At 74.8% G+C, this 22,074-nt stretch carries 18 protein-coding genes; 10 read left to right on the forward strand and 8 right to left on the reverse strand.

Annotated features, from left to right (window positions below):
• Positions 1 to 6 precede the first annotated feature (6 nt).
• The 5 genes from ET526_RS09620 to xrtA all read left to right on the forward strand — a co-directional run bounded on the left by ET526_RS09620 (position 7) and on the right by xrtA (position 5,781).
• Positions 7 to 993 carry an AAA family ATPase gene (locus tag ET526_RS09620; protein ID WP_135467481.1) on the forward strand — a complete coding sequence of 329 codons (987 nt, stop codon included), beginning with the start codon at positions 7 to 9 and terminating at the stop codon, positions 991 to 993.
• Complete coding sequence (locus tag ET526_RS09625; RefSeq protein WP_240048333.1) at positions 990 to 1,850, forward strand: XrtA system polysaccharide deacetylase; 861 nt, start codon at positions 990 to 992, stop codon at positions 1,848 to 1,850. The genes ET526_RS09620 and ET526_RS09625 overlap by 4 nt, the downstream gene beginning before the upstream one ends.
• 23 nt (positions 1,851 to 1,873) lie before the next feature.
• The gene (locus tag ET526_RS09630; protein ID WP_240048334.1) at positions 1,874 to 2,902 is read left to right on the forward strand and encodes a FemAB family XrtA/PEP-CTERM system-associated protein; all 1,029 of its coding nucleotides are present in this window, start codon (positions 1,874 to 1,876) and stop codon (positions 2,900 to 2,902) included.
• Positions 2,903 to 2,912: 10 nt separating this feature from the next.
• Positions 2,913 to 4,151 carry a TIGR03087 family PEP-CTERM/XrtA system glycosyltransferase gene (locus ET526_RS09635; RefSeq protein WP_135467483.1) on the forward strand — a complete coding sequence of 413 codons (1,239 nt, stop codon included), beginning with the start codon at positions 2,913 to 2,915 and terminating at the stop codon, positions 4,149 to 4,151.
• Between the two features lie 115 nt (positions 4,152 to 4,266).
• Complete coding sequence (gene xrtA, locus ET526_RS09640) at positions 4,267 to 5,781, forward strand: exosortase A (RefSeq protein ID WP_158295545.1); 1,515 nt, start codon at positions 4,267 to 4,269, stop codon at positions 5,779 to 5,781.
• A gap of 16 nt (positions 5,782 to 5,797) precedes the next feature.
• Here the strand turns inward: xrtA and ET526_RS09645 are convergent, their stop codons facing one another.
• From ET526_RS09645 to ET526_RS09655, 3 genes are all read right to left on the reverse strand, one after another.
• Positions 5,798 to 7,243, reverse strand: coding sequence for a DUF2142 domain-containing protein (locus ET526_RS09645; protein ID WP_158295546.1), 1,446 nt, complete (start codon positions 7,241 to 7,243; stop codon positions 5,798 to 5,800).
• An 82-nt stretch (positions 7,244 to 7,325) separates the two neighbouring features.
• The gene (locus ET526_RS09650) at positions 7,326 to 8,396 is read right to left on the reverse strand and encodes an HWE histidine kinase domain-containing protein (protein ID WP_135467486.1); all 1,071 of its coding nucleotides are present in this window, start codon (positions 8,394 to 8,396) and stop codon (positions 7,326 to 7,328) included.
• Positions 8,393 to 9,841, reverse strand: a complete 1,449-nt coding sequence (locus tag ET526_RS09655) for an ATPase domain-containing protein (protein WP_135467487.1) — start codon at positions 9,839 to 9,841, stop codon at positions 8,393 to 8,395. The genes ET526_RS09650 and ET526_RS09655 overlap by 4 nt, the downstream gene beginning before the upstream one ends.
• A gap of 190 nt (positions 9,842 to 10,031) precedes the next feature.
• Between ET526_RS09655 and ET526_RS09660 the strand changes: the two genes are divergently transcribed.
• From ET526_RS09660 to ET526_RS09670, 3 genes are all read left to right on the forward strand, one after another.
• On the forward strand, positions 10,032 to 11,543 hold the full coding sequence (locus ET526_RS09660; RefSeq protein WP_135467488.1) for a protein adenylyltransferase SelO: 1,512 nt from the start codon (positions 10,032 to 10,034) through the stop codon (positions 11,541 to 11,543).
• A 152-nt stretch (positions 11,544 to 11,695) separates the two neighbouring features.
• Positions 11,696 to 12,763, forward strand: a complete 1,068-nt coding sequence (locus tag ET526_RS09665; RefSeq protein WP_135467489.1) for a histidine kinase dimerization/phosphoacceptor domain -containing protein — start codon at positions 11,696 to 11,698, stop codon at positions 12,761 to 12,763.
• A gap of 12 nt (positions 12,764 to 12,775) precedes the next feature.
• Positions 12,776 to 13,705, forward strand: a complete 930-nt coding sequence (locus tag ET526_RS09670) for a right-handed parallel beta-helix repeat-containing protein (protein WP_135467490.1) — start codon at positions 12,776 to 12,778, stop codon at positions 13,703 to 13,705.
• A gap of 102 nt (positions 13,706 to 13,807) precedes the next feature.
• Here the strand turns inward: ET526_RS09670 and ET526_RS09675 are convergent, their stop codons facing one another.
• From ET526_RS09675 to ET526_RS09685, 3 genes are all read right to left on the reverse strand, one after another.
• The gene (locus tag ET526_RS09675; protein WP_135467491.1) at positions 13,808 to 14,986 is read right to left on the reverse strand and encodes a glycosyltransferase family 4 protein; all 1,179 of its coding nucleotides are present in this window, start codon (positions 14,984 to 14,986) and stop codon (positions 13,808 to 13,810) included.
• Positions 14,987 to 15,035: 49 nt separating this feature from the next.
• On the reverse strand, positions 15,036 to 15,881 hold the full coding sequence (locus ET526_RS09680; protein WP_135467492.1) for an FkbM family methyltransferase: 846 nt from the start codon (positions 15,879 to 15,881) through the stop codon (positions 15,036 to 15,038).
• A 95-nt stretch (positions 15,882 to 15,976) separates the two neighbouring features.
• Positions 15,977 to 17,074, reverse strand: a complete 1,098-nt coding sequence (locus ET526_RS09685) for a GNAT family N-acetyltransferase (protein ID WP_135467493.1) — start codon at positions 17,072 to 17,074, stop codon at positions 15,977 to 15,979.
• Positions 17,075 to 17,232: 158 nt separating this feature from the next.
• Between ET526_RS09685 and ET526_RS09690 the strand changes: the two genes are divergently transcribed.
• Positions 17,233 to 19,398, forward strand: coding sequence for an NAD-dependent epimerase/dehydratase family protein (locus tag ET526_RS09690; RefSeq protein WP_158295547.1), 2,166 nt, complete (start codon positions 17,233 to 17,235; stop codon positions 19,396 to 19,398).
• Entirely contained in the window at positions 19,395 to 20,495 is a 1,101-nt protein-coding gene (locus ET526_RS09695) for a glycosyltransferase family 4 protein (RefSeq protein ID WP_135467495.1), read from the forward strand. The genes ET526_RS09690 and ET526_RS09695 overlap by 4 nt, the downstream gene beginning before the upstream one ends.
• Positions 20,496 to 20,582: 87 nt before the next feature.
• On the opposite strand, the gene ET526_RS21975 is transcribed toward ET526_RS09695, so the two are convergent.
• Positions 20,583 to 21,062, reverse strand: coding sequence for a methyl-accepting chemotaxis protein (locus ET526_RS21975; protein WP_240048335.1), 480 nt, complete (start codon positions 21,060 to 21,062; stop codon positions 20,583 to 20,585).
• 6 nt (positions 21,063 to 21,068) lie between these two features.
• Positions 21,069 to 22,043, reverse strand: coding sequence for a methyl-accepting chemotaxis protein (locus tag ET526_RS21980; RefSeq protein WP_240048336.1), 975 nt, complete (start codon positions 22,041 to 22,043; stop codon positions 21,069 to 21,071).
• Positions 22,044 to 22,074: the final 31 nt, after the last annotated feature.

Here is a 22,074-nt window from a genome sequence, read left to right on the forward strand (position 1 = left end):
GCAGCCATGTACATCGACTATTTCGGCTTCCGCGAGCACCCCTTCCTGATGACGCCGGACGCGCGGCTGTTCTACGCCAGCTCCGTCCATTCCCGGGCGCATGCGCACCTGATGTACGGCCTCGCGCAGCAGGAGGGGTTCGTCGTCATCACCGGCGAGGTCGGCGCGGGGAAGACCACGCTGATCGAGCGGCTCTGCGCCGAGCTCGACCCGAACGGCTTCGCCGTGGCGCGGATCATGACCACCCAGGTCTCGGGCGACGACCTGCTGCGCCTCGTCGCCGACAGCTTCGGCGCCCCGGCGGAGGGGGACAAGGCCACGGTGCTGCGCGGCATCATCGCCCGCCTGCGGGCGGCGGAGCGGCGCCACCTGCTGATCGTGGACGAGGCGCAGGCCCTGCCGATGCCGGCGCTCGAGGAGCTGCGCATGCTCTCCAACGTCACCGAGGGCAACCGGGCGCTGCTGCAGACCATCCTGATGGGCCAGCCGCAGCTCCGCCAGGTGATGGCGAGCCCGGACCTCGACCAGCTCCGCCAGCGCGTCCTCGCCTCCTTCCATCTCAGCGGCCTGTCGCGGGAGGAGACCCACGCCTATGTCGAGCACCGCCTGCGCGCCGTCGGCTGGAGCGGCACGCCGCGCTGGGAGGAACGGGCGCTCGACCTGGTGCACCACTATTCGGGCGGCATTCCGCGCCGCATCAACCGCCTCTGCTCCCGCCTGCTGCTCGGCTGCGCGCTCGAACGCGCCGCCGAGCTCACCGCGCCGATGGTCGAGGCGACGGCGCTCGAGCTGGAGGAGGATCTGGGCGGCGGCCCCGAGGCGCGCCGGGGCGCGGCCCCCGCCCGCGGCCATGTCGGGCGGGAGGCGGCGCTCCAGGAGACGCTCGAGGAGCTGACGCACCGCGTCGAGACGCTGGAACGCACCCTGGAGCGGCGCGAGCGGGTGTTCCGCCGGCTGATGGACCTCTTCGCCGAGATGGGGGGGCGCCGGTGAGCCTCCGCAACGCCATGACGGTGGACGTGGAGGACTGGTTCCAGGTCCAGGCCTTCGCCGGAGTCATCCCCCCGCAGGCCTGGGAGGGGAAGGAGCGGCGCGTGGTGGCGAGCACCGGGCACGTGCTCGACCTCTTCGCCGAGGCCGGGGTGCGCGCCACCTTCTTCACCCTGGGCTGGGTGGCCGAGCGCCACCCGGCGCTGATCCGCCGCATCCTCGCCGAAGGCCACGAGCTGGCAAGCCACGGCTATGGCCACGCCCCCGTCTTCCGCCTCGGCCCCGAGGGCTTCCGCCAGGACATCCGCCGCGCCAAGCAGGTGCTGGAGGATGCCGGCGGCGTCGCGGTCCTGGGCTATCGCGCGCCGACCTTCTCCATCAGCCCGCAGGCCACGCCCTGGGCGCATCGCATCCTGGCCGAGGAGGGGCACCGCTACAGCTCCTCCGTCTTCCCCGGCCGGCACGCCGCGCGCGGCGACGGGGCGGCGGCGCTGCTGCCCTGGCAGGCCGACGGGGTGCTGGAGGTGCCGATGACGGTGCTGCGCAGCCCGCTGCGCGACCTGCCGGTCTCCGGCGGCGGCTGGTTCCGCATGACCCCCTACGGCGCCTTCCGCGCCGGGCTGCGCCGGGTCAACGCCATGGGGCGGCGCGGCGTCTTCTACTTCCACCCCTGGGAGGTGGACCCCGACCAGCCGCGCGTCGCGGAGGCGCCGGCCCTAGCGAGGCTCCGCCACTACACCGGCCTGCGCCGCATGGCGCCGCGGCTGCGCGCGCTGCTGCGGGATTTCGCCTGGGGCCGCATGGACGAGGTCTTCGCCCCCGAGCTCGGCGCCACCGCGCCGCGCCGCATGGCCGCCTAGGGCGCATGGCGGTCAGGATCCGCATGCTGGACGCGGCGGCGGCACCCGCCTGGGACGCCTTCGTCCGGGCCACGCCGCAGGCCAGCTTCTTCCACCTCAGCCCCTGGGCGCGGGTGATCCGGGAGGCGTTCGGCCACCCCACCCACTACGCCTATGCCGAGCAGGACGGCGCCATCGTCGGCGTGCTGCCGCTCGCGCGCATGAGGACGCGGCTGTTCGGCGACAGCCTCGCCTCCACCCCCTTCTGCGTCTATGGCGGCACCGCCGCCGCCACGCCCGAGGCCGCGGCGGCGCTGGAGGCGCATGCGCTCGGCCTGCAGAAGCGCCTCGGCGCCCCCTGCCTGGAGTTCCGCCGCCTCGAGGCGGCCGATCCGGGCTGGCAGGAGCGACCGCCGCTCTACTACACCTTCCGCAAGCCGATCGTGCTGAGCGGCGACGACGCCCGGGACCTGCAGCGGAACATCCCGCGCAAGCAGCGCGCCGAGGTGCGCAAGGCGATCGAGCGCTTCCGCCTCACCTCCGTCTCCGACGGCGACACCGACCGGCTGCACCGCATCTACGCCGAGAGCGTGCGCAACCTCGGCTCCCCGGTCTTCCCGCGCCGCTACTTCCGCCTGCTGGCCGAGGCCTTCCCCGGCGCGCACGACGTCACGACGGTGCTGCACGAGGGCCGCCCGGTCGCGGCGGTGCTGAACTTCCACTTCCGCGACCAGGTGCTGCCCTATTACGGCGGCGGCACCCGCGCGGCGCGCGACCTCTCGGCCAACGATTTCATGTACTGGGAGGTGATGCGCCGGGCAGGGCGCGAGCGCGGCGCGACGCTGTTCGACTTCGGCCGCAGCAAGGCCGGCACCGGCGCCTTCGCCTTCAAGCGCAATTGGGGCTTCGAGCCGGAGCCGCTGCACTACTGCTACCGCCTCGCCCCCGGCGCTCGCATTCCCGACAACAACCCCAACAACCCGAAATACCGGCTGTTCATCGCCGCCTGGAAGCGGCTGCCGCTGCCGGTCGCCAACCTGCTCGGCCCGCCGCTGGTGCGCGGGCTCGGCTGAGACGCGCGCCATGCGCCGCCGCCTGCTCTTCCTCTGCCACCGCATCCCCTACCCGCCCGAGAAGGGCGAGAAGATCCGCGCTTGGCACATCCTCGACCACCTGGCGCGGCGGTGGGAGGTGGAACTCGGCTGCCTGGTGGACGACCGGGCCGATCTCGACCACCTGCCGGCGCTGCGCGCGCGCTGCGCCGCCGTCGAGTGGCGCGCGGTGCCGGGCCGCGCCGGGGCGGCGCTGCGGGCGCTGCTGCGCCTCCGGCCCGGCCTGCCGCTGACGCTCGGCTGGTTCCACGACCCCGGCCTCGCCGCCTGGGCCGAGGCGGGGCTCGCCGCCGGGCGCTACGACGCGGTCTTCGCCTACTCCTCGGCCATGGCGCCCTATGCGATGGGCAGGGCGGCGCGCCGCCCGGGCCTGCGCCGCCTGCTCGACATGGTGGACGTGGATTCCGAGAAGTGGCGGGCCTACGCCGCCGCCGCGCGGGCGCCGATGCGCCAGGTCTGGGCCCGTGAGGCGCGCACCCTGCTCGCCTTCGAGCGCCGCGCCGCCCTGGCCTTCGACCGCACCCTCCTCGTCTCGCGCGAGGAGGCGGCGCGCTTCGCCGCCCTCGCCCCGGACTGCGCCGCGCGCCTCGACTGGGTGGACAACGGCGTGGACCTCGCCCGCTTCGACCCGTCCCGTCCCCACCCCAACCCCTACCGCGGCGGGGCGCCGGCGATCGTCTTCACCGGCACCATGGATTACCGGCCGAATGTCGAGGCGGTGTGCTGGTTCGCCGCCGAGGTGATGCCGCGGCTGCGCGCCCGCGGCGGCGCGGCGCCGGAGTTCCACATCGTCGGCGCGCGGCCGGCGCCCGCGGTACGGGCGCTGGCGCGGCTGCCCGGCGTGCATGTCACCGGCGCGGTGCCAGATGTGCGCCCCTACCTCGCGCACGCCGCGGTCGCGGTCGCGCCGCTGCGCATCGCGCGCGGCATCCAGAACAAGGTGCTGGAGGCGATGGCGATGGCCCGGCCCGTCGTCGCCTCCCCCGAAGCCTTCGAGGGGGTGCGCGCCGTGGCGGGGCGGGACCTGCTGGTGGCCGAAGGCGCGGCGCAGACGGCCGAGCGCGTCGCCGAGGTGCTGGAGGGCGCGCATCCCGCCCTCGGCAGGGCAGGTCGTGCCGCGGTGATGGCCAGCCACGACTGGGCGGCGACGCTCCGGCGCCTGGACCCGCTGCTGGAGGGGGCGGCCGAAGCGGCGCCGGTGGCGGCATGAGGGGGCCGGCGCCTTCGCTCATGGACGCGGGGATGCCCTCCCCTATCCTGCGCGATGGTTCCCGGCCGGACCGGGCGCCGGCATGTCCCGACGGCCCAGGAATGGGAGGAGCGGCATGAATGCGATCGGCGGCGCGGCCGAGGCGCCGGGCATCGCCACCGGGACGGAGCCGGGGCGCGCGGGCCGCGCCTGGGCGCCGGTCCTGGTCGCGCTCGGCCTCGGGGTCGCCGCGCTGCTGCTGCTGTTCCGGGCCGAGGCGGCGGCGGCGGTGCGGGTCTGGAACAGCTCCACCGCCTACAACCACTGCTGGCTGGTGCTGCCGATCGCCGCCTGGCTCGCCTGGACCCGCCGCCACCGGCTGGCGGGGCTGTCGCCCGCCCCCGCGCCTTGGCTGGCGCTGCTGGCGCTCCCGCCGGCGCTCGCCTGGCTGGCGGCGGAGCGGCTCGGCATCATGGAGGGGCGGCAGCTCGCCGCGCTGGCGCTGATCGAGGTGTTCATCCTGGCGGTGGTGGGCTGGCGCGTCGCCCGCGCCATGGCGGCGCCGCTCGCCTATCTGGTGTTCCTGGTGCCCTTCGGCGAATTCGCCACGCCGCTGCTGCAGGACATCACCGCCTGGATGATCGAGCTCGGCCTGCGGCTGCTCGGCATCACGCATTACCGGGACGGGCTGCTGATCGAGACCACGGCCGGCCTGTTCCATGTCGCCGAGGCCTGCGCCGGGCTGCGCTTCATCATCGCCGCCCTCGCCTTCGGCGCGCTCTATGCCCTGGTCATGTTCCGCAGCCCGGGGCGGCGGATCGTGGTGATGGTGCTGGCGGTGACCGTGCCGGTCCTCGCCAACGGCCTGCGCGCCCTCGGCATCGTGGTGCTCGGCAGCTATCTCGGCAGCGCCGAGGCGGCGGCGGCCGACCACGTGATCTACGGCTGGGGCTTCTTCTCGGTGGTGATGCTGCTGCTGATCCTGGCCGGGCTGCCCTTCCGCGAGGATGCGGCCCCATCCCCGCGCCCCGACGCCGCCTGGCCGGTGCGCGCGCCGCGGCGCGCGGCGCTCGCCGGCGCGGCCGGGCTGGCGCTGGCGCTGGCGGCGGCGGGGCCGGCGCTGGCCGGCGTGCTGGACCCGGCCGGCGGGCAGGCGCCGCGGGCCATCCCGCCCCGGCTGGCGGCGCCGGAGGGCTGCGCGCCGATGCCGGAAGGGGCGGGGTTGCGCTGCGAGGGGGCGGTGGTGACGGCGCAGCTCCTCGCCTTCTCGCCGCGCGTCACCTGGGGCGCGGTGGCCGCCACGCGGCATCGCCTGATGGCGGAGGGCAGCGACACTGACGTGACCTTCCGCATCGCCGTGCCCGGCTCCGCCGCCTGGAATGGGCGGCATGTCGGCGAGGCGGGGGCGATGGCGGCCGCTGCCTGGCTGAACGGGGCGCCGACAGGGGGCGGGTTGCGCAGCCGCATCGCCCAGGCGTGGAACAGCCTCGGCGGCGGCGGTGGCGCGCCGGTGCTCGCGGTGGTGACGCTGCGCCCGGAAGGGGCAGGCGGCCTTGGCCCGCCGCGGGAGCGCGCGCTGCTGCAGGCGGTGCTGGAAGCGCAGGCGGAGGGCCTGGCCGCGCAGGCCGTGGCGCTGTCGCAGGGGAGGTGAGGCGGGGCGCCCCGCCTCACCAGGCGAGGGCGCGCCGGAAGCCCGCGATCCAGAAGGCGTGCGCCGCCACCGCCATGCCGAGCAGCATGAGCGCCGCGGCGCCGGCGGGCAGCAGCGCGTTCGCCACCCGCCCGGCGCGGCTTCCGGCACCGAGCGGCAGCAGCAGCGCCAGCCCGACGAGCGGCAGGAAGGGCAGCAGGTAACGCCCCTGGGTGCCCTGGATGTAGTCGGCGCCGAGCGGCGTGCCGCTCAGGTAGAGCGCGGTCTCGACCAGGACGAGCAGGCCGAGGCCGATTGCCAGCCACCAGGCGCGCTGCAGCGGCCGCGGCCGGGCGGTCGGGCCATAGGGCGCCACCAGGCCGAGCCCGATGACCGCGAAGGCGAGAAGGTAGAGGGGCAGCGGCAGCAGGATGGCGTTCCAGCCGAAGCGCCCGATCACCTGCACGACATAGACCGGCAGGCGCTCGACGACGCTGGTCACCAGGATCTGCGCGTAGTGCAGCGGCGCCGCCAGGATCAGCGCGAACTGCTCGGCCGGCCGCGCCGTCATCTCCGGCTGCAGGGTCTTGCGCGAGACGATCGAGAACTGGATCTCGGCGCCGCGGCCATAGGCGAGCCAAGCGAGGAAGGCGGCGCAGCCGAGCAGGATGCCGCCGGCCATCAGCCACTGCCGCGGCCCGAAGCGGCCCCGGAAGGGCGCGAAGGCGGCGGCGGCGATCGGCCAGTAGACCCCCTTGGCGAGCGCCAGCGCCACCACCGCCAGCGGGGAGAGCAGCGCCTCCCCCCGCGGCAGCGGCAGGGCGGCGACGGCGCGCATCGCCAGGGCCGTGACCAGGAAGCCGAGCCCGATGATCGTCGAATCGGCGGAGAGGGAGCCGAGCTGGGCCTGGGTGGTCGGCATGGCGGCGAAGGCCAGCAGCACGCCCTTGCCGAAGGGGATCAGCGCCACCGCGCCGAGGATCAGCAGCACCCCGGCCAGCGCATTGGCCAGGCGGCCGAGATAGAACAGCCCGATCGGCGGCAGGCCGAGCGCGCGGCCGAGGGCAATGCCAAGCGCCTGCGGGGCGTACATGCTCGGCGCGTAGGGCGCCATGTTGGGGAAGGAGACGAACACCGGCTCGCCATACCCGCCGCCCTGCTCCCAGGCGGCGAGCACGGCGGCAGGGTCGTAGCGGTAGGCGGCCTGCGGATCGGGCAGCGGGAAGCGCTGCTCGGCGAGATCCACGACCGCCCGGGGCAGCACATGGCCGAGCCCGCCCTCGGCGGCGACGCTCACCATGTTGCCCATCGAGACCTGATAGGCCTTGAAGAAGTGGAAGGGCTCGTCCGGCGCCTGGAAGGGCGGCGTGACGGCGCAGTAGAGGACGGCCATGAGGGCGAAGAGCCAGCACAGCGGCCGCAACGCCGGCGCCTCGGGAGGCGGCAGCCCCGCCCGGCCGGCCGGAGCGCGGAGCGGCGTCATGGCATCTCCCCGAGGCTGAGGCCGCCATGCTGCCACGGCCGGTGCCGGACCGGAACGGCAATTCCCTGCCCCTAAGGGTGCCCTACCCCTCGCCGACCGCGGAGAGCGGCGCGACGATGGTGCAGCGCAGGCCGGCGGAGGCGTACTCGATCTCCGTCCTGCCACGGAAGGAGCGCACCGCCGAGACGAGGAAGCGGTGCCCGTAGCCGCGATGCTCGGGCTGGGCCACGGGCGGCCCGCCGGCCTCGGCCCAGCGCAGGCGCAGGCTCCTCTCCCCGCCCTCGAAGTCGAGCCCCCAGCGCAGCTCCGCCCGCCCCTCCGGCACCGAGAGCGCGCCGTGCCGCACCGCGTTGGCGGCCAGCTCGTGCACGCACAGGCCGAGCACCGCCAGCGCCGGCGCGCGCAGGCGCAGCGGCGGCCCCTCCACGCGCATCGCGTCGCGCCGGGACAGTCGGAGGATGGAGAGCACCACCTCCACCACCTCCCGCAGCCCGACCGGGCCGGTGCCGGGGTCGGCCAGCGCGCCATGCACCCGGGTCAGCGCCTCGAGGCGCCCCTCGAAATCCCTGCGGAAGGCCTCGTGGCCGCGCGCGTGCTTCGCCGTCAGCCTGTACACCGCGCCGACATTGGCGAGCATGTTCTTCACGCGGTGCTGCAGCTCCCGCATCAGTTCCCGCTGCAGCGCCAGGTGGTCCCGGACCTGGAGCTGGCGCCGCCGGGAGGCGAGGGCGCTGCGCACCGCCGAGGCGAGCTCGGCCGAGCGCAACGGGCGCTGCAGCAGCATGGCGGTGCGGTCGGGCAGCAGCTCGCGCGCCGCCACCGCCGTGTCCTCGCGCGCGTGCCGCGCGTCGAGCAGGATGATGATGGGGATGCTCGACCAGGGCGGCTGCTCGTCGAGATGCCGGCGCAGCGCCCGCACCGCCTCCTCGGTCAGCGCCTCCTGCGCCGCCATGACGAGCCCGACGCCGCGGTCGAGGGCGAGGGCGAGGGAGGCGGCGTCCCCGGCCGGGGAGAGCACCGTCTCGACGCCGAGGGCGTGCAGGAAGCGGGTGAGCGTCTCGGCGTCGCGGCGGAAGGGCGCGAGGATGAGGACGGGCTCGGCCGCGGGGGTCTCCGGGGCCGGGATGCTCTCCGCGCCGCGGCGCGGCTTCACGCGGCCCCATCCGCGACGGGGCGGATCTCCAGCCCGTCCGGGCGGATCTCGAAGGCGCGCACGTTCATGTCGTGCGGCCCGTGGCGCTTCTTCACCACGGTGATGGTGCGCACGAGGCGCCCCCCCTCCTCGCGCATGCGCAGCAGCAGCACGCAGTCGCCGAGGAAGCTCACATCCACCGGCGCCGCGCCGGCATCCTCCCCGAGCAGGCCGTGCCGCGCCACCACCAGCACCGAGAGCACGCCGCGGCGCGCCACGTACTGCAGCAGGGTCTGGATCTGCATCACCGCCTCGCCGCCGCGCGGCAGGGCGCTGAGATAGCCGGTGAAGCTGTCGATCAGCACGACGCGCACGCCGCGCTCGTCCACCGCGCGCTGCACGATGCGGGAGAACTCCCCCGGCGCGATCTCGGCCGGGTTGAAGTCCGCGACCAGGAGCTGGCCCGAGGCATGGTGGGGCCGAAGGTTGACGCCGAGCCCCTCGGAGCGGCGGAAGAAGGTCTCCAGCCGCTCCTCGAACAGGAACATCGCCACCCCCTCGCCGCGGCTGAGCGCTGCCGCGGCGTAGAGGGAGGCGAGGGTGGACTTGCCGGTGCCCGCCTGGCCGACGACAAGCGCCGTGGTGCCGGCCTCCAGCCCCCCACCCAGCATCCGGTCGAGCGGGGCGACGCCGGACTGGATCAGCTCGGAGAGCGGCGCCTCGGGGGCGAGGCGCGGCACGATCCGGGGATAGACCTCGATGCCGGTTCCGGTCCTGATCGAGAGATCGTGGTAGCCGTCGGCGAAGGCGACGCCGCGCATCTTCTTCACCTCGACGCGCCGCCGCGCCAGCCCGTATTCCGGCAGCTCCTTCTCCAGGCAGATGATGCCGTGCGCCAGGCCCTCGAGCTGCAGGTCGCCCCCGAAGGGGCCGCTGGTGTCGAGCAGCATGGCGGCGACGCCGCTGTCGGCGATGTAGGCCTTGAAGCCGAGCAGCTCGCGCCGGTAGCGCGCGGGATCCGCGGCGAGGTGGCGGACCTCGAGCAGGCTGTCGTAGACGATGCGCCGGGGGCGGTGGCGGGCGATCGCCTCCTCGACCGCGATGCGGGTGCGGTCCAGCCGGATATCGGCGGTCTGGAAGATGGTCTGGTCGCCCACCCCCTCGAAGGCGTCCTCCGCGTCCAGCTCCTCGACCATGAGGCCGTCGAGCGACCAGCCATGCGAGGCGGCGATCTGGGCGAGCTCGGCGCGCGACTGGGAGAGGCTGACATAGAGCACGGGCTCTCCCCGCCGCAGCCCGGCGCGCAGGAATTGCAGCCCGAAGGTGGTCTTGCCGGTGCCAGGCGCACCCTGCACGAGATAGACGCGCGGCCCCGGCAGCCCGCCGCCGAGGATCTCGTCGAGGCCGGCGACGCCCGTGGAGAGCGGCCCGCCGGTCCCGGGTACGGCGCCCGGCCTGTCCGACATGGTCTTCCCTTTCCGAACCGGAGGCCCCGGCCGCCCGCGCGGGGCCCCTGGCGGGCGCGTGGCGGCGCAGCCTGCCCGCCGCCACGCCGGGCGGCAAGCCACGAAGCCGCGCATGTCCGGTCTTGACCCCGCAGGCCGGCCGGGCGTTGTCCCGGGCTCAGGACGCAGCGAGGAGCGCATGCTGAGCGAGATGCCCCGACCGACGGCCAGCCCCGGCGCCGTGGCGCCCCTCCACCTTCCCTTCGACAACAGCTATGCGCGCCTGCCCGGGCATTTCTACGCCCGGCTCGATCCGGTGCCGGTCGCCGCGCCGCGGCTGCTGCGGCTGAACGCACCGCTCGCCGGGCTGCTCGGCCTCGATCCGCGGGCGCTGGAGGGGCCCGAGGGCGTCGCGGTGCTCGCCGGCAACCGCGTGCCCGAGGGGGCGGAGCCCATCGCCCTCGCCTATGCCGGGCACCAATTCGGCCAGTTCGTGCCGCGCCTCGGCGACGGCCGCGCCATCCTGCTCGGCGAGGTGGTGGGGCGGGACGGGATGCGGCGCGACCTCCAGCTCAAGGGCTCGGGGCGGACGCCCTTCTCCCGCGGCGGCGATGGCCGCGCCGCGCTCGGCCCGGTGCTGCGCGAATACCTGGTGAGCGAGGCCATGGCCGCGCTCGGCGTGCCGACCACGCGCGCCCTCGCCGCCGTGGCGACGGGCGAGTCGGTGCAGCGCGAGACGGCGCTGCCCGGCGCCGTGCTGACGCGCGTGGCGGCGAGCCATGTCCGCGTCGGCACCTTCCAGTACTTCGCCGCCCGCGGCGACACCGAGGCGGTCCGGCTGCTCGCCGGGCACGTGATCGCCCGCCACTATCCGGAGGCCGCGGCGGCGGCGAACCCCGTCCGCGCGCTGCTCGAGGCGGTGGTGGCGCGCCAGGCGGCGCTGGTGGCGCGCTGGATGCTGGTCGGCTTCATCCACGGCGTGATGAACACCGACAACACCTCCATCGCCGGCGAGACGCTGGACTACGGCCCCTGCGCCTTCCTGGACGCCTACGACCCGGCCGCGGTGTTCAGCGCGATCGACCTCTTCGGCCGCTACGCCTACGGCAACCAGCCGCGCATCGCGCAGTGGAACCTGGCGCGGCTGGCCGAGGCGCTGCTGCCGCTCCTGGATGTGGAGGAGGCGGCGGCGCTGGCCGCGGCGCGGGAGGCGGTGGCGGGCTTCGCCCCGCTCTTCGAGGCGGCCTGGCTCGGCGGGCTGCGGCGCAAGATCGGCCTTGCCACGGAGCGCGAGGGCGATGCCGCGCTGGTCCGGGACCTGCTGCGGATCATGGCGGAGGGAGGGGCCGACTTCACCCTGACCTTCCGCCGCCTGTCCGACGCGGCGGCGGGGCCGGAGGGCGAGGAGGCGGTGCGGGCCCTCTTCGCCGATCCGGCACCCTTCGGCGACTGGGCCGGACGCTGGCGGCGGCGGCTGGAGGCCGAGGCCGAGCCCCCGGCGGCGCGGCAGGCCGCCATGCGCGCCACGAACCCCGCCTACATCCCCCGCAACCACCTGGTCGAGGCGGCGCTCCGCGCGGCGGTGGCGGAGGGGGATCTCGGCCCCTTCGAGGCGCTGCTCGGCGTGGTGTCGCACCCCTTCGAGGAGCGGCCGGGGCTTGCGCGCTACGCCGCCCCGCCAGCGCCGGAGGAGCGGGTACTGCAGACCTTCTGCGGCACCTGAGCAAAGGGCCACCCGGTGCGGGCCGTGCGCGAAAATGCGCGGGCGGCTTGTTCCGACGCTGCTCAAGCTCTTGCGATCGTCTGGCGCGACGACCATTTATCACATAAATGCGAGGTTCCTTTCCCGTCTCATAACGGAGCCGCGTCTCGCCGATGACCAGCCCCCGGCCCGCGCCGCGGCCCTTTCCGCCCCGCATCCTGCTGGTGGACGACGACCCCGCCGCCCGCGCCCTGGCGGCGCGGGAGATCGGCCAGGACCATCCGGAGGCGCGCTTCGTGGAGGCGGGGTCGGAGGCCGACCTGGCGGCCGCCCTCGCCGACGCGGCGGCCACGCCCTTCGACCTCGCCGTGGTGGAGCGGCGGCTCGGCTGGGCGGACGGGATCGCGGTGTTCCGGCGCATCCGGGCCGCGCTGCCCCGCTGCCCGGTGGTGATGTTCGCCGCCACGCCCGGCGAGGAGCAGGCGGTGGCGGCGGTGAAGGCGGGCCTCGAGGACTACGTCGTCAAGCACCCGCAGCAGCGCGCCCGGCTGCGCGCCGCCGCGGCCGCCCTGCTCGGGCGGGACGGGGCCGCCCCGGCGCCGCCTCGCCCCGAGGCCGGCTGCGAGACGCTGGTGAAGGAGGTGCTGCACCGCGTCCACAACAGCCTGCAGGCGGTGATCGCCCTGCTGCACATGCATGCGCGCCGCGCGCCGGGGGAGGAGGCGCGGCGGCTGCTGGAGGAGCTCGGCCGCCGCATCCAGGTCCTCGCCCTGGCGCAGGCGCGCCTGTATCGCGGCGCGGACCACCGCAGCCTGGCCTTCGACGCCTATCTGCGCGACCTGGCCGCGGCCCATGCCGGGCTCGACGCGCGGCCGGAGATCCGCCTCGAGGCCAAGGTGGAGCCGCTCCACCTGCCCGCCGATCTCGCCGTGCCCCTCGGGCTGATCGCCAATGAGCTGCTTGCCAACGCCCTCAAGCACGCCTTTCCCGGCGGGCGCGGCGGGCGCGTGGTCGTCGCCCTCGCGGCGGAGCCCGGGGGGCGGCACGCCGTGCTCTCGGTGCGGGACGACGGGGTGGGGCTCGCCGGGACGGCGCGGCCGGGCGGCGGCTCGGGGATCGGGTCGCGGCTCCTGCGCGGCTTGGCGCGGCAGATCGGGGCCGAGCTCGCCCTCCTCCCGCGCGGCGACGGGCCGGGCACCGAGGGCCGCGTCCGCTTCCCCCTGCCCGCCGGCGGGGCGTGAGGCGCGCCGCGGATGCTCGCCCGCGCCGCCCTGCTGCTGCTCCTGCTGCTGCCCGGCTGCGCGGCGGCCGGGGAGACGCTCCGCGTCGGCCCCGGCGAGCGCTTCCGCCTGCCGAGCGAGGCCGCGGCCGCGGCGCGCGACGGCGACCGGGTGCTGATCGCCCCCGGCCGCTACCGTGATTGCGCCGTCTGGCGCGCCGCGCGCCTCACCATCGCCGCGGCGGGGGAGGGCGCGGTCGAGATCCACGGGCCGGTCTGCGAGGGCAAGGCGCTGTTCGTCGTCGCCGGCCCGGGAGTTCTCATCGAGGGCCTCACCTTCCGCGGCGCCGTCGCCCCGCCCGGCAACGGCGCCGGCATCCGCGCCGAGGGCGGCGACCTCACCATCCGCCGCAGCCGCTTCGAGGACAACGAGACCGGCCTGCTCACCCGCGCCGAGATGCCGCAGGCGCGGCTGGTGGTGGAGGACAGCGCCTTCATCGGCAACGGCCGGCGCCTGCCGCAGGGCTGCGGCGGGCACGGCTTCTACGCCGGGCACTGGGCGCTGGTCTCGATCCGCCGCAGCCGCTTCGAGGCGACGCGGGCCTGCCACCACGTCAAGTCGCGCGCGGCGCGCACCGAGGTGGTGGACAGCGTCATCGCCGACGGGCCGGAGGAGGAGGCGAGCTACCTGCTCGACATCCCGAACGGCGGCGACCTGCTGCTCGCGGGCAGCACGCTCGTGAAGGGGCCGCGCTCGGGCAATTTCGGCACCGCGGTGATGATCGGCGCCGAGGGGGTGGCGCGGCCGACGCACAGCCTGCGCGTCCTCGGCAACCGCTTCGAGAACCGGCAATTGCTGCCGACCATCTTCGTGCACAACCGCAGCGGCGTGCCGGCCGAGCTCGAGGGCAACACTCTCCGCGGCCTGGTGCTGCCGCTGCTCGGCCCGGGGATGGTGCGCTGATACCCAGGCCCGCCCCCTCCTTCATGGGGCGGCCGGTTCGCCGCTGCGGCGCTTCCGCCTCTGCGGATCGGGCGCCAGAGCGGATCGTGGGCGGCCGGGGCTTCAGGCCGCCGGCGCCACCTCGGGCGCGCCCCGCCAGCGCCGCCGTGCGATCTCCGCCTCGGCCAGCGCCACGACGCGGCGGGCATTGCCGGCCCAGGTCAGGTCGCGGGCCAGGATCTCGGCCCGCGCCGCGGCGCCGAGCCGCGCCCGCAGCGCCGGATCGGCGGCGAGGCGCAGCACCGCCTGCCACATCGCCCCCGGCGCGGCCGGGTCGAACAGCAGCGCGGTGCGGCCATCCTCCAGCACCTCGCGCAGGTTGGGCTGGTCGGGGGCGACGATGGCGCGGCCCGCCGCCATGTACTCGAACACCTTGAGCGGCGAGGCGTAGGGCACGGCGGCGGGCTGCAGCGCGATGTCGAAGCCGGCGACCAGGCCGGGGATCGCGACGCGCTCCGCCAGCCCGGTGAAGCGCACCCGCCCGGCGATGCCGAGCTCGGCGGCGAGCCGCTCCAGCCCCGGCCGCGCGGGACCCTCGCCCACCACCACCAGGGACAGGCGCGGCTGCCCCTGCCAGGCGGCGATGGCGCGCACCACCGCGTCCAGCCCATGCCATTCCCGCACGAAGCCGACGAAGCCGAGCACCAGCTCCGCCTTCGGCGCGGCGGGTTCCGGGGCGGGTTCCGGGAATTCCGCGAGGTCGATGCCGTTCGGCACCACCACGATCCGCTCCCGCGGCACGCCGGCGGCGGCCACGTGCCCGGCCAGCACCGCGGTCACCGGCAGCACGCGGTCGGCGGCGCGCCAGACGAAGGCCTCGGTGGCGCGGGCGAGGCGCCGCAGGCGGAGAGTGCCGAAGCGCGTGCGCTCCTCGGCCAGCGGGGCGTTCACCTCGACCAGGAAGGGCAGGCCGAGGCGGCGCGCCACCATGGCGCCGGCCAGGTGGAACAGGTTGTAGCGCTCGTAGATCGCATCCGGCCGGAACTCCCGCGCCGCCCGCAGCAGGCGGAGATAGGCGGGGCCGCTGTAGGCGAGTTCCGCCAGCTCGGCGGCGGCGGGGGGCAGCCAGCGGCGCAGCAGGGCGACGGCGCGGCTCTCGCCGCCGAGGCTCGCCTGCTCGTAGGCGGCGGGGCCGACGACGCGCACCTCGTGCCCGGCGGCGCGCAGCGCGGCGACCATGGAATCGAGGTGCACGCCCTGGCCGTCGCGCGACTGGATGCGGTGGCTGTAGAGGATCCTCACTGCCGCCCGCGCCCGTTTGCCACTGGCCCTGCCTCCCGAATGGCCGCCCTCACCCGGCGGCGGTCCCGCCGCTTGTACCCGTTCGGCGGAAGCAGAACAAATTCTCTCCCCGGAACAGATAGTCGAAGGCCCTGCGGCTGGTCTGCTGCAGGAAGGCCTGTGAGGTGCCCTGCCACGGATAGAGCCAGTCGTGCAATTCGATGATCACGAGCTCGGTCCGGTCGAGCCAGTCGGCATGGCTGCGGAACAGCTCGGCCTCGCCCCCCTCGATGTCTATCTTCACGATCAGGGCGCCGGCGCTGCCGGTGCGCTGCAGGATCTCCCCGATGGTGATGGCGGCAACCTCGCCGCCGTCGTCCGGACCGGCCCTCTCGAGGCGGAACGCGGTCATCCCCGATTCGGCATTGGTGATCCTCAGGCGGCCCGGAGCGTTCCACACGCCGCCATGGAACAGGGTCACCCCCTCGAGGCCGCCGACCGTCCGCTCCAGCACGGCGAAATTCTCCGGGCTCGGCTCCACGGCGAAGATCCGGGCCTGCGGGAAGGCCTGGCGGAACCACAGGACGGACAGGCCGACATGGGCGCCGCAATCTATGATCAGGGGGCGCTCGCCACGTTCCAGCATGCGCCGGTAGGCGTCCTGCACGCACCGGAACTGCGGGGCGCCGCTGACATCGTATTCCCGCTTCACGAAGATCTGCTTGAGAACCGAAAGGTCCTTGTGGCCGGGGCGCAGCCAGGCCGGCCGGTCCAGCCCCGGAATGCGTACAGGCACCGCCGCCCTGCTGCCTCCGGCGGCGAGGGCGGCAACCCGCGAGAAGAAGCGCAGCCCGCCGACCAGGCCGAACGCCTTGAGATAATTCGGCAACCACTTGGCGAATTCGATCGGGGACAAGGGCCCGGCCTTCCCGGTCTGTGCTGCTCCGCGGTTTTAGATGCCGGTGTGTGGATGCGCGAGCCCGCCCCGCCGCGGCCATGTCCGTCTACGCGTCATCCCGCCCGGAGGCGCCGCCGCGCCGCCCCCGCCGCCTGGCGGGCCAGCGCCAGAAGCCCCGCCGGATGCAGCGGGTCGGCCAGCACGAAGCCCACGCGCTGGCGCCGATACCCGACCCAGAGCCGCTTGTAGGCATCGTCCCCGCGGCCGAGATCGAGTTCCAGCACCCCGTCCTCCTCGAACAGGCGCCGCACCATCAGGGCGGTGAGCGCGGTGCCGGGGGAGGCGGCGCGGCTCTCCTCGGCATGGGCGAGCTTCAGCAGCAGGGCACGCCGCGCGCCCCCCTCGCCGCCCCGGTCGAGCGCCCAGTACTGCGCCGCCACCGGCCGGCCATCCGCCCGCGCGCGCAGCACGCCGAGGCGGAGCGCCCCTTCCGCCGCCAGGGCGCGCATCAGGGCGCGGTCGAAATCGGGAAAGGGCTCCCAGGGCTTCCAGCTCCGGGCGCGGACATCCTCGTAGGCGGCGATGCCCGCCTCCAGCGCCGGGCCGGGCGCGGCGAGGGGCTCGAAGCGCATCTCCCGCCCGGCGCGGGCCAGCTTGCGGGCGATGGTGGTGCGCAGCGCCGGCGGCCGGGCGGCGAGGTAGGCGGCCCAGGTGATCCCCGTCGGGAAGCGCTCATGCCAATTGCCGAAATGCGCGAAGCGGGCGGGCAGCAGGCGTGCCGCGCGCAGCCCGCCGAGCAGGGCGTCGAGCCCGGGCGCCGCCGTGTCCAGCGCGTCGAGCAGCACCGGCGGGCCGAGGCGCAGCGCCCGGCCGAGGGCGCGGCCCGCCTCGCGCAGCGCTGCCGCGCCGGCGCCCGGGGCGGGCAGGGGGCGCCAGGCGAGGCTGTAGTCGGTGACGAGGCCGCGCAGCCGCCCCTTTACGCGCAGCAGTGGCAGCAGCACGGCCTCGGTGGCGGCGAGCACCGGCTCGGCGCCGGCCGGCAGGGCGTGCGCCAGGGTGGTGTCGTACCAGAGGCGGCTGGCGAAGAGGTCGCCCGTCGCAGGCGATTCGAGGAAGCGGTCGCACCAGCCGGGCAGGCCGGCGCGGGGTGGGAGCGGCAGGAGGGCGGCGGGCCGCCGCGGCGGCGCTTCCCACTGGGCCGCCTCTGCCATCCGTCACCCCCTGCGCGCCCTGGCGCCGCAACCCCGGCGGGAAGGCGGCGCGGGCGCGACCATGCCATATCGGCCCGGAAGGGCAACCATGCGGCGTAGGAAAGGCGCGAATCACATGCTATCCGCTGCCGCGCAGCGCATGGCAGGGGGCCCAACAGGTGACGCGCATTTGCCTCGTCGGCGCGGGCTACATCGCGCAGGTCCATGCCGAGGCCCTGCGCACCCTTCCGGGCGTGCGCATCGCCGCGGTGGTCGACCCCAACCCCGAGGCGGCGCGCCGGCTCGCGGCGGCCCATGGGGGCACGGCCCATGGCTCGGCCGAGGAGGTGCTGCGGGCCGGGGCGGTGGAGGCGGCGCACATCCTGGCGCCGCCCGACGCGCACCGCGACGCCGCCCTGCCCTTCCTCGAGGCCGGGCTGCCGGTGCTGGTCGAGAAGCCGCTGGCGGTCAGCGGCGCCGAATGCGCGGAGTTGCTGGCGGCGGCCCGGGCCTCGGGCGTCCTGCTCGGCGTGAACCAGAATTTCGTCTTCCACCCGGCCTTCGTCCGGCTGCGGCGGATGGTGGCGGAAGGGCGCCTCGGTCGCCCCCGCTTCGTGGACTGCGTCTACAACGTGCCGCTGCACCAGCTCTCGGTGCGGCAGTTCGGGCACTGGATGTTCCACGAGCCGGGCAACATCCTGCTCGAGCAGGCGGTGCATCCGCTGTCGCAGATCGTGGCGCTGGCCGGCCCGGTGCGGGATCTCCGCGCGCTCGCCGACCCGCCGGTGGAGATCGCGCCCGGCCTGCCCTTCCACTCCGGCACCGGCATCACCCTGGCCTGCGAGCGCCTGCCGGCGCAGCTCCGCTACGCGGTCGGGCAGTCCTTCCCCTTCTGGCGGCTCTCCGTGGTCTGCGACGACGGGGTGGCGGTGGCGGACATCCTCGCCAACCGCGTCTTCACCCATGGCCGCACCCGCTGGCTGGAGGTGGTGGACAACCTCGCCTCCAGCGGGCGCAGCGCCGCTGCCATCCTCGGCGAGGGGGTGCGCAACGCCCTCGACTACGGTCTCTCCACCCTGCGGCTGAAGGGGCGGAGCGATCCCTTCTTCCTCAGCATGCGGGGCAGCATCGCCGCCTTCCACGCCGCCCTCAGCGGGGAGGCGGCCTTCGAGACCGACGGCGCCTTCGGCGCCGGGCTGGTGGAGGTATGCGAGCGGGTGCGCGATCAGGCCTTCGTGCCGGCGCCGCGGCGCGCCCCGGCCCTGGCCAGGGCCAAGGCGGCGCCCTGCGAGGTCGCCATCCTCGGCGGCACCGGCTTCATCGGCGCCGAGACGGTGCGGCGCTTCGTGGCGGCGGGGGCGCGCGTCTCGGTGATGGCGCGCTCCGTCCGCAACCTGCCCGCCATCTTCGGCGACGAGCGGGTGATGCTGCACCGCGGCGACATCCGCGACGCGGCGGCGGTGGCGCGCGCGATCGGCGAGGCGAAGGTGGTGGTGAACCTCGCCCATGGCGGCGGCGGCGCGAGCTTCGAGGAGGTGCGCCAGGCCATGGTCGGCGGGGCGGAGACGGTCGCCCGTGCCTGCCTGGCGCAGGGGGTGCGCCGGCTGGTGCATGTCGGCTCCATCGCCTCGCTCTATCTCGGGCCGCAGAAGGAGGCGGTGACCGGCGCCACCCCCTCCGACCCGCGGGCCGAGGAGCGGGCCGACTACAGCCGCGCCAAGGCGCTCTGCGACCGCCTGCTGCTCGACCTGCACGCGCGCGAGGGCCTGCCGGTGGTGATCCTCCGCCCCGGTCTGGTGGTGGGCGAGGGCAGCGCGCCGCTGCACGCCGGCCTCGGCTTCTTCAACAACGACCAGCACGTCATCGGCTGGAACGGCGGGCGCAACCCGCTGCCCTTCGTGCTGGTCGGCGACGTGGCGGAGGCGATCCTGCTCGCCGGCCGCGCCGAGGGGGTGGAGGGGCGCTGCTACAACCTGGTCGGCGATGTCCGCCCCAGCGCGCGGGAGTATGTGGCGGCGCTGGCCGAGGCCATGGGCCGGCCGCTGCGCTTCCACCCGCAGCGCCCCACCTGGCTCTGGGCCGAGGATCTGGGCAAGTGGCTGGTCAAGCGGATCGGCGGGCGGGCCGCCCCCCTGCCTTCCCGGCGCGAGCTGGTCTCGCGCGGCCTCCTCGCTCGCTTCGACTGCAGCGACGCCAAGCGGGATCTCGGCTGGCGGCCGGTCAGCGACCCCGCGGAGTTCGCGCGCCAGGCCATCGCCGTGCATGCGCCGAGGGCGGCAGGAGCCGCACCGGAGGCGCGGGGGGTCTTCCGGCCGGCGCCGGTGGAGGCCGCGGCCGCGCCATGAGCGCCGCCGGGGCACCGCCGCTGGTGCTGAGCGTCTTCTCCACCTTCGCGATCGGCGGCCCGCAGGTGCGCTTCGCCACCCTGGCCAACCGGCTCGGCCCCGCCTTCCGCCACGCCATCGTGGCGATGGATGGCGATCTCGGCTGCGCCGAGCGCCTCGCCCCCGGCCTCGACATCGCCTGGCCGGAGGTTGCGATCCGCAAGGGCGACACATTCGGCAACGCCTGGCGCTTCCGCCGGGCGCTGCGGCGGATCCGCCCCGACGTGCTGGTGACCTACAATTGGGGCACCATCGAATGGGCGCTGGCCAATGCCTGGCCGCTGGCGCGCCATGTCCATGTCGAGGACGGCTTCGGGCCGGAGGAGCAATCCGCCCAGCTCCCCCGCCGGGTGCTGATGCGTCGCGCCTTCCTGCGCCGCCGCACCGTGGTGGTGCCCTCCCGCACCCTGTGGCGCATCGCCACCGAGGTCTGGCGGCTGCCGGAGGCGCGGCTGCGCTACATCCCGAACGGGATCGACCTCGCCCGCTTCGCCCCCGCCGCGGAGCGCGCCGCCGGGCAGCCGGTCACCATCGGCACCGTCGCCGCGCTCCGGTCGGAGAAGAACCTGGCGCGCCTCCTGCGCGCCTTCCGCCTGCTGCCCGAGGAGGGCGGGGCGCGGCTGGTGATCGCGGGGGAGGGGCCGGAGCGGGCGTCGCTCGAGGCGCTGGCGGTGGCGCTCGGCCTCGGTGGGCGGGTGCGCTTCACGGGCCATGTCGGGGACCCGGCGCCGCTCTACCGGACGTTCGACCTCTTCGCCCTCTCCTCGGACACGGAGCAGATGCCGCTCTCGGTGCTGGAGGCGATGGCCGCCGGCCTGCCGGTGGTGGCGACCGATGTCGGCGACGTGCGGGCCATGCTCGCGGCGGAGAACGCGCCCTTCGTCACCACGCGGGACGAGGCCGGGCTGGCGGAAGGGCTGCGCCGCCTGGCCGAGGATGCGCCGCTGCGCGCCCGCATCGGCGCCGCCAACCGCGCCAGGGCGGAGCGGGAGTATGACGAGCGGGCGATGGTCGGCGCCTATGCCGCGCTGTTTGCGGAGAGCGAGCAGGCGGGGTGATCGCCCGGCGGCGTCAACGCTCCAAACCGGGATGCCGCGGACCCATCCGCCTGGAGCGGATTCCGCCGCGGCATGTTGTCGTGCCGCTTACGCCGCCCCCTTCCCACCCTCGCTACGCAGCCGTGCGACCAACTCGCTCAATTCAGCGCGCAGCACCTCACCCTGGCGGGCGACACCGTTGGCGCCAGAACGCAGGTTGCGCAAGGCTTCTGTAGTTTCGCCGACTCCGCTGGTGACGCGCTCGACCTGGGCTGACACCTCCCCTGTACCGGAGGCCGCCTCGGCCACGTTGCGGGCGATCTCGCGCGTCGTTGCGTCCTGCTCTTCCACCGCCGCGGCGATCGCCGCGGCGATCTCGCTCGATCGCTCCACCGTCGTGCCGATGCCACGAATGGCCTTTACGGCCGCGGCGGTGGCGGCCTGCATCTCGGCGATCTGTCGCCCGATTTCCTCCGTTGCCTTGGTTGTCTGACCAGCGAGGGTTTTCACTTCCGAGGCCACCACGGCGAAGCCCTTGCCCGACTCTCCGGCGCGCGCCGCCTCGATGGTGGCGTTGAGGGCAAGCAAATTGGTCTACCCGGCAATATCGCCGATCAGCCGCACAACGTCGCCGATCCGCTGCGCGCCATCGGCGAGCGAGCGAACGGTGGTATCAGTGGCGCGCGCCTCTTCCGCAGCACGGCGTGCGATCCCAGCGGCCTCGGCCACTTGGCGTGAGATCTCGGCTACCGAGTTCGCCATCTCCTCAACCGAGGCGGCGACTGTCTGCATGTTGGCGTTCGCATGGGCAGCACCCGTCGCCGCGGCAGTGGCTTGTTCTGCCGTGTTGTGGGCAATTCCTGCCAGGCTGTCGGTCGACGACTGCAGTGCGGTTGCAGCGCTGGCGAGGGCATTGACAATGCCACCGATCGAACGTTCGACCTCTCCAGACATGAGACGCTGCGTCGTGGCGCGCTCTTCCTGCGCCCGACGGTCGAGTTCCTGGCGTTCCTGCATTGCATAGGCGAATCTGGCGCGTGTAGCGCGCAGCAGGGAGGTCAAGCGCCAAAACTCTGGCGTTGGCGGCGTTTCAATCGCACGGCCAAACTCGCCGGCGGCGATGGCTGCCAGATGTGCCTCCAGGGCGCGCACGGGCTGCCGAAGTGCGTCGAGAGTAAACCATCCTAAGGTCGCAGCGGCGCAAAAAGCAGCGACAGCGGCTACCATGGGCAGGCCGCTCTCCGGCATGTAGGTAAAGCCCATGAAGATGGCCGCCGGAAACAGGGCAGCCATGGCCACCGTCGCGGCAAGCCGCCCGGCAACACTCGCCGCGACGGTGGCCAAACGGGCACGCCAGCCGGTGGCGACCAGCTCGCCATCGCGTAGACCGATGCCGTGTGCCTTGCCGGCTCGCATCCTGGCATAGCTCGCCTCGGCCGCCACAACCGCCTCCCGTTCTGGCTTGAAGCGGATGGAGAAGAAGCCAGTGACCCGACCACCCTCGACTATGGGCGTGACATTCGCCCGCACCCAGTAAAAGCCGCCGTCCTTAGCGTGGTTTTTGACCAATCCCTCCCAAGGGCGGCCAGCCTTGATGGTC

The sequence above is a fragment of the Crenalkalicoccus roseus genome (assembly GCF_004761865.1).
Classification (GTDB): Bacteria; Pseudomonadota; Alphaproteobacteria; order Acetobacterales; family Acetobacteraceae; genus Crenalkalicoccus; species Crenalkalicoccus roseus.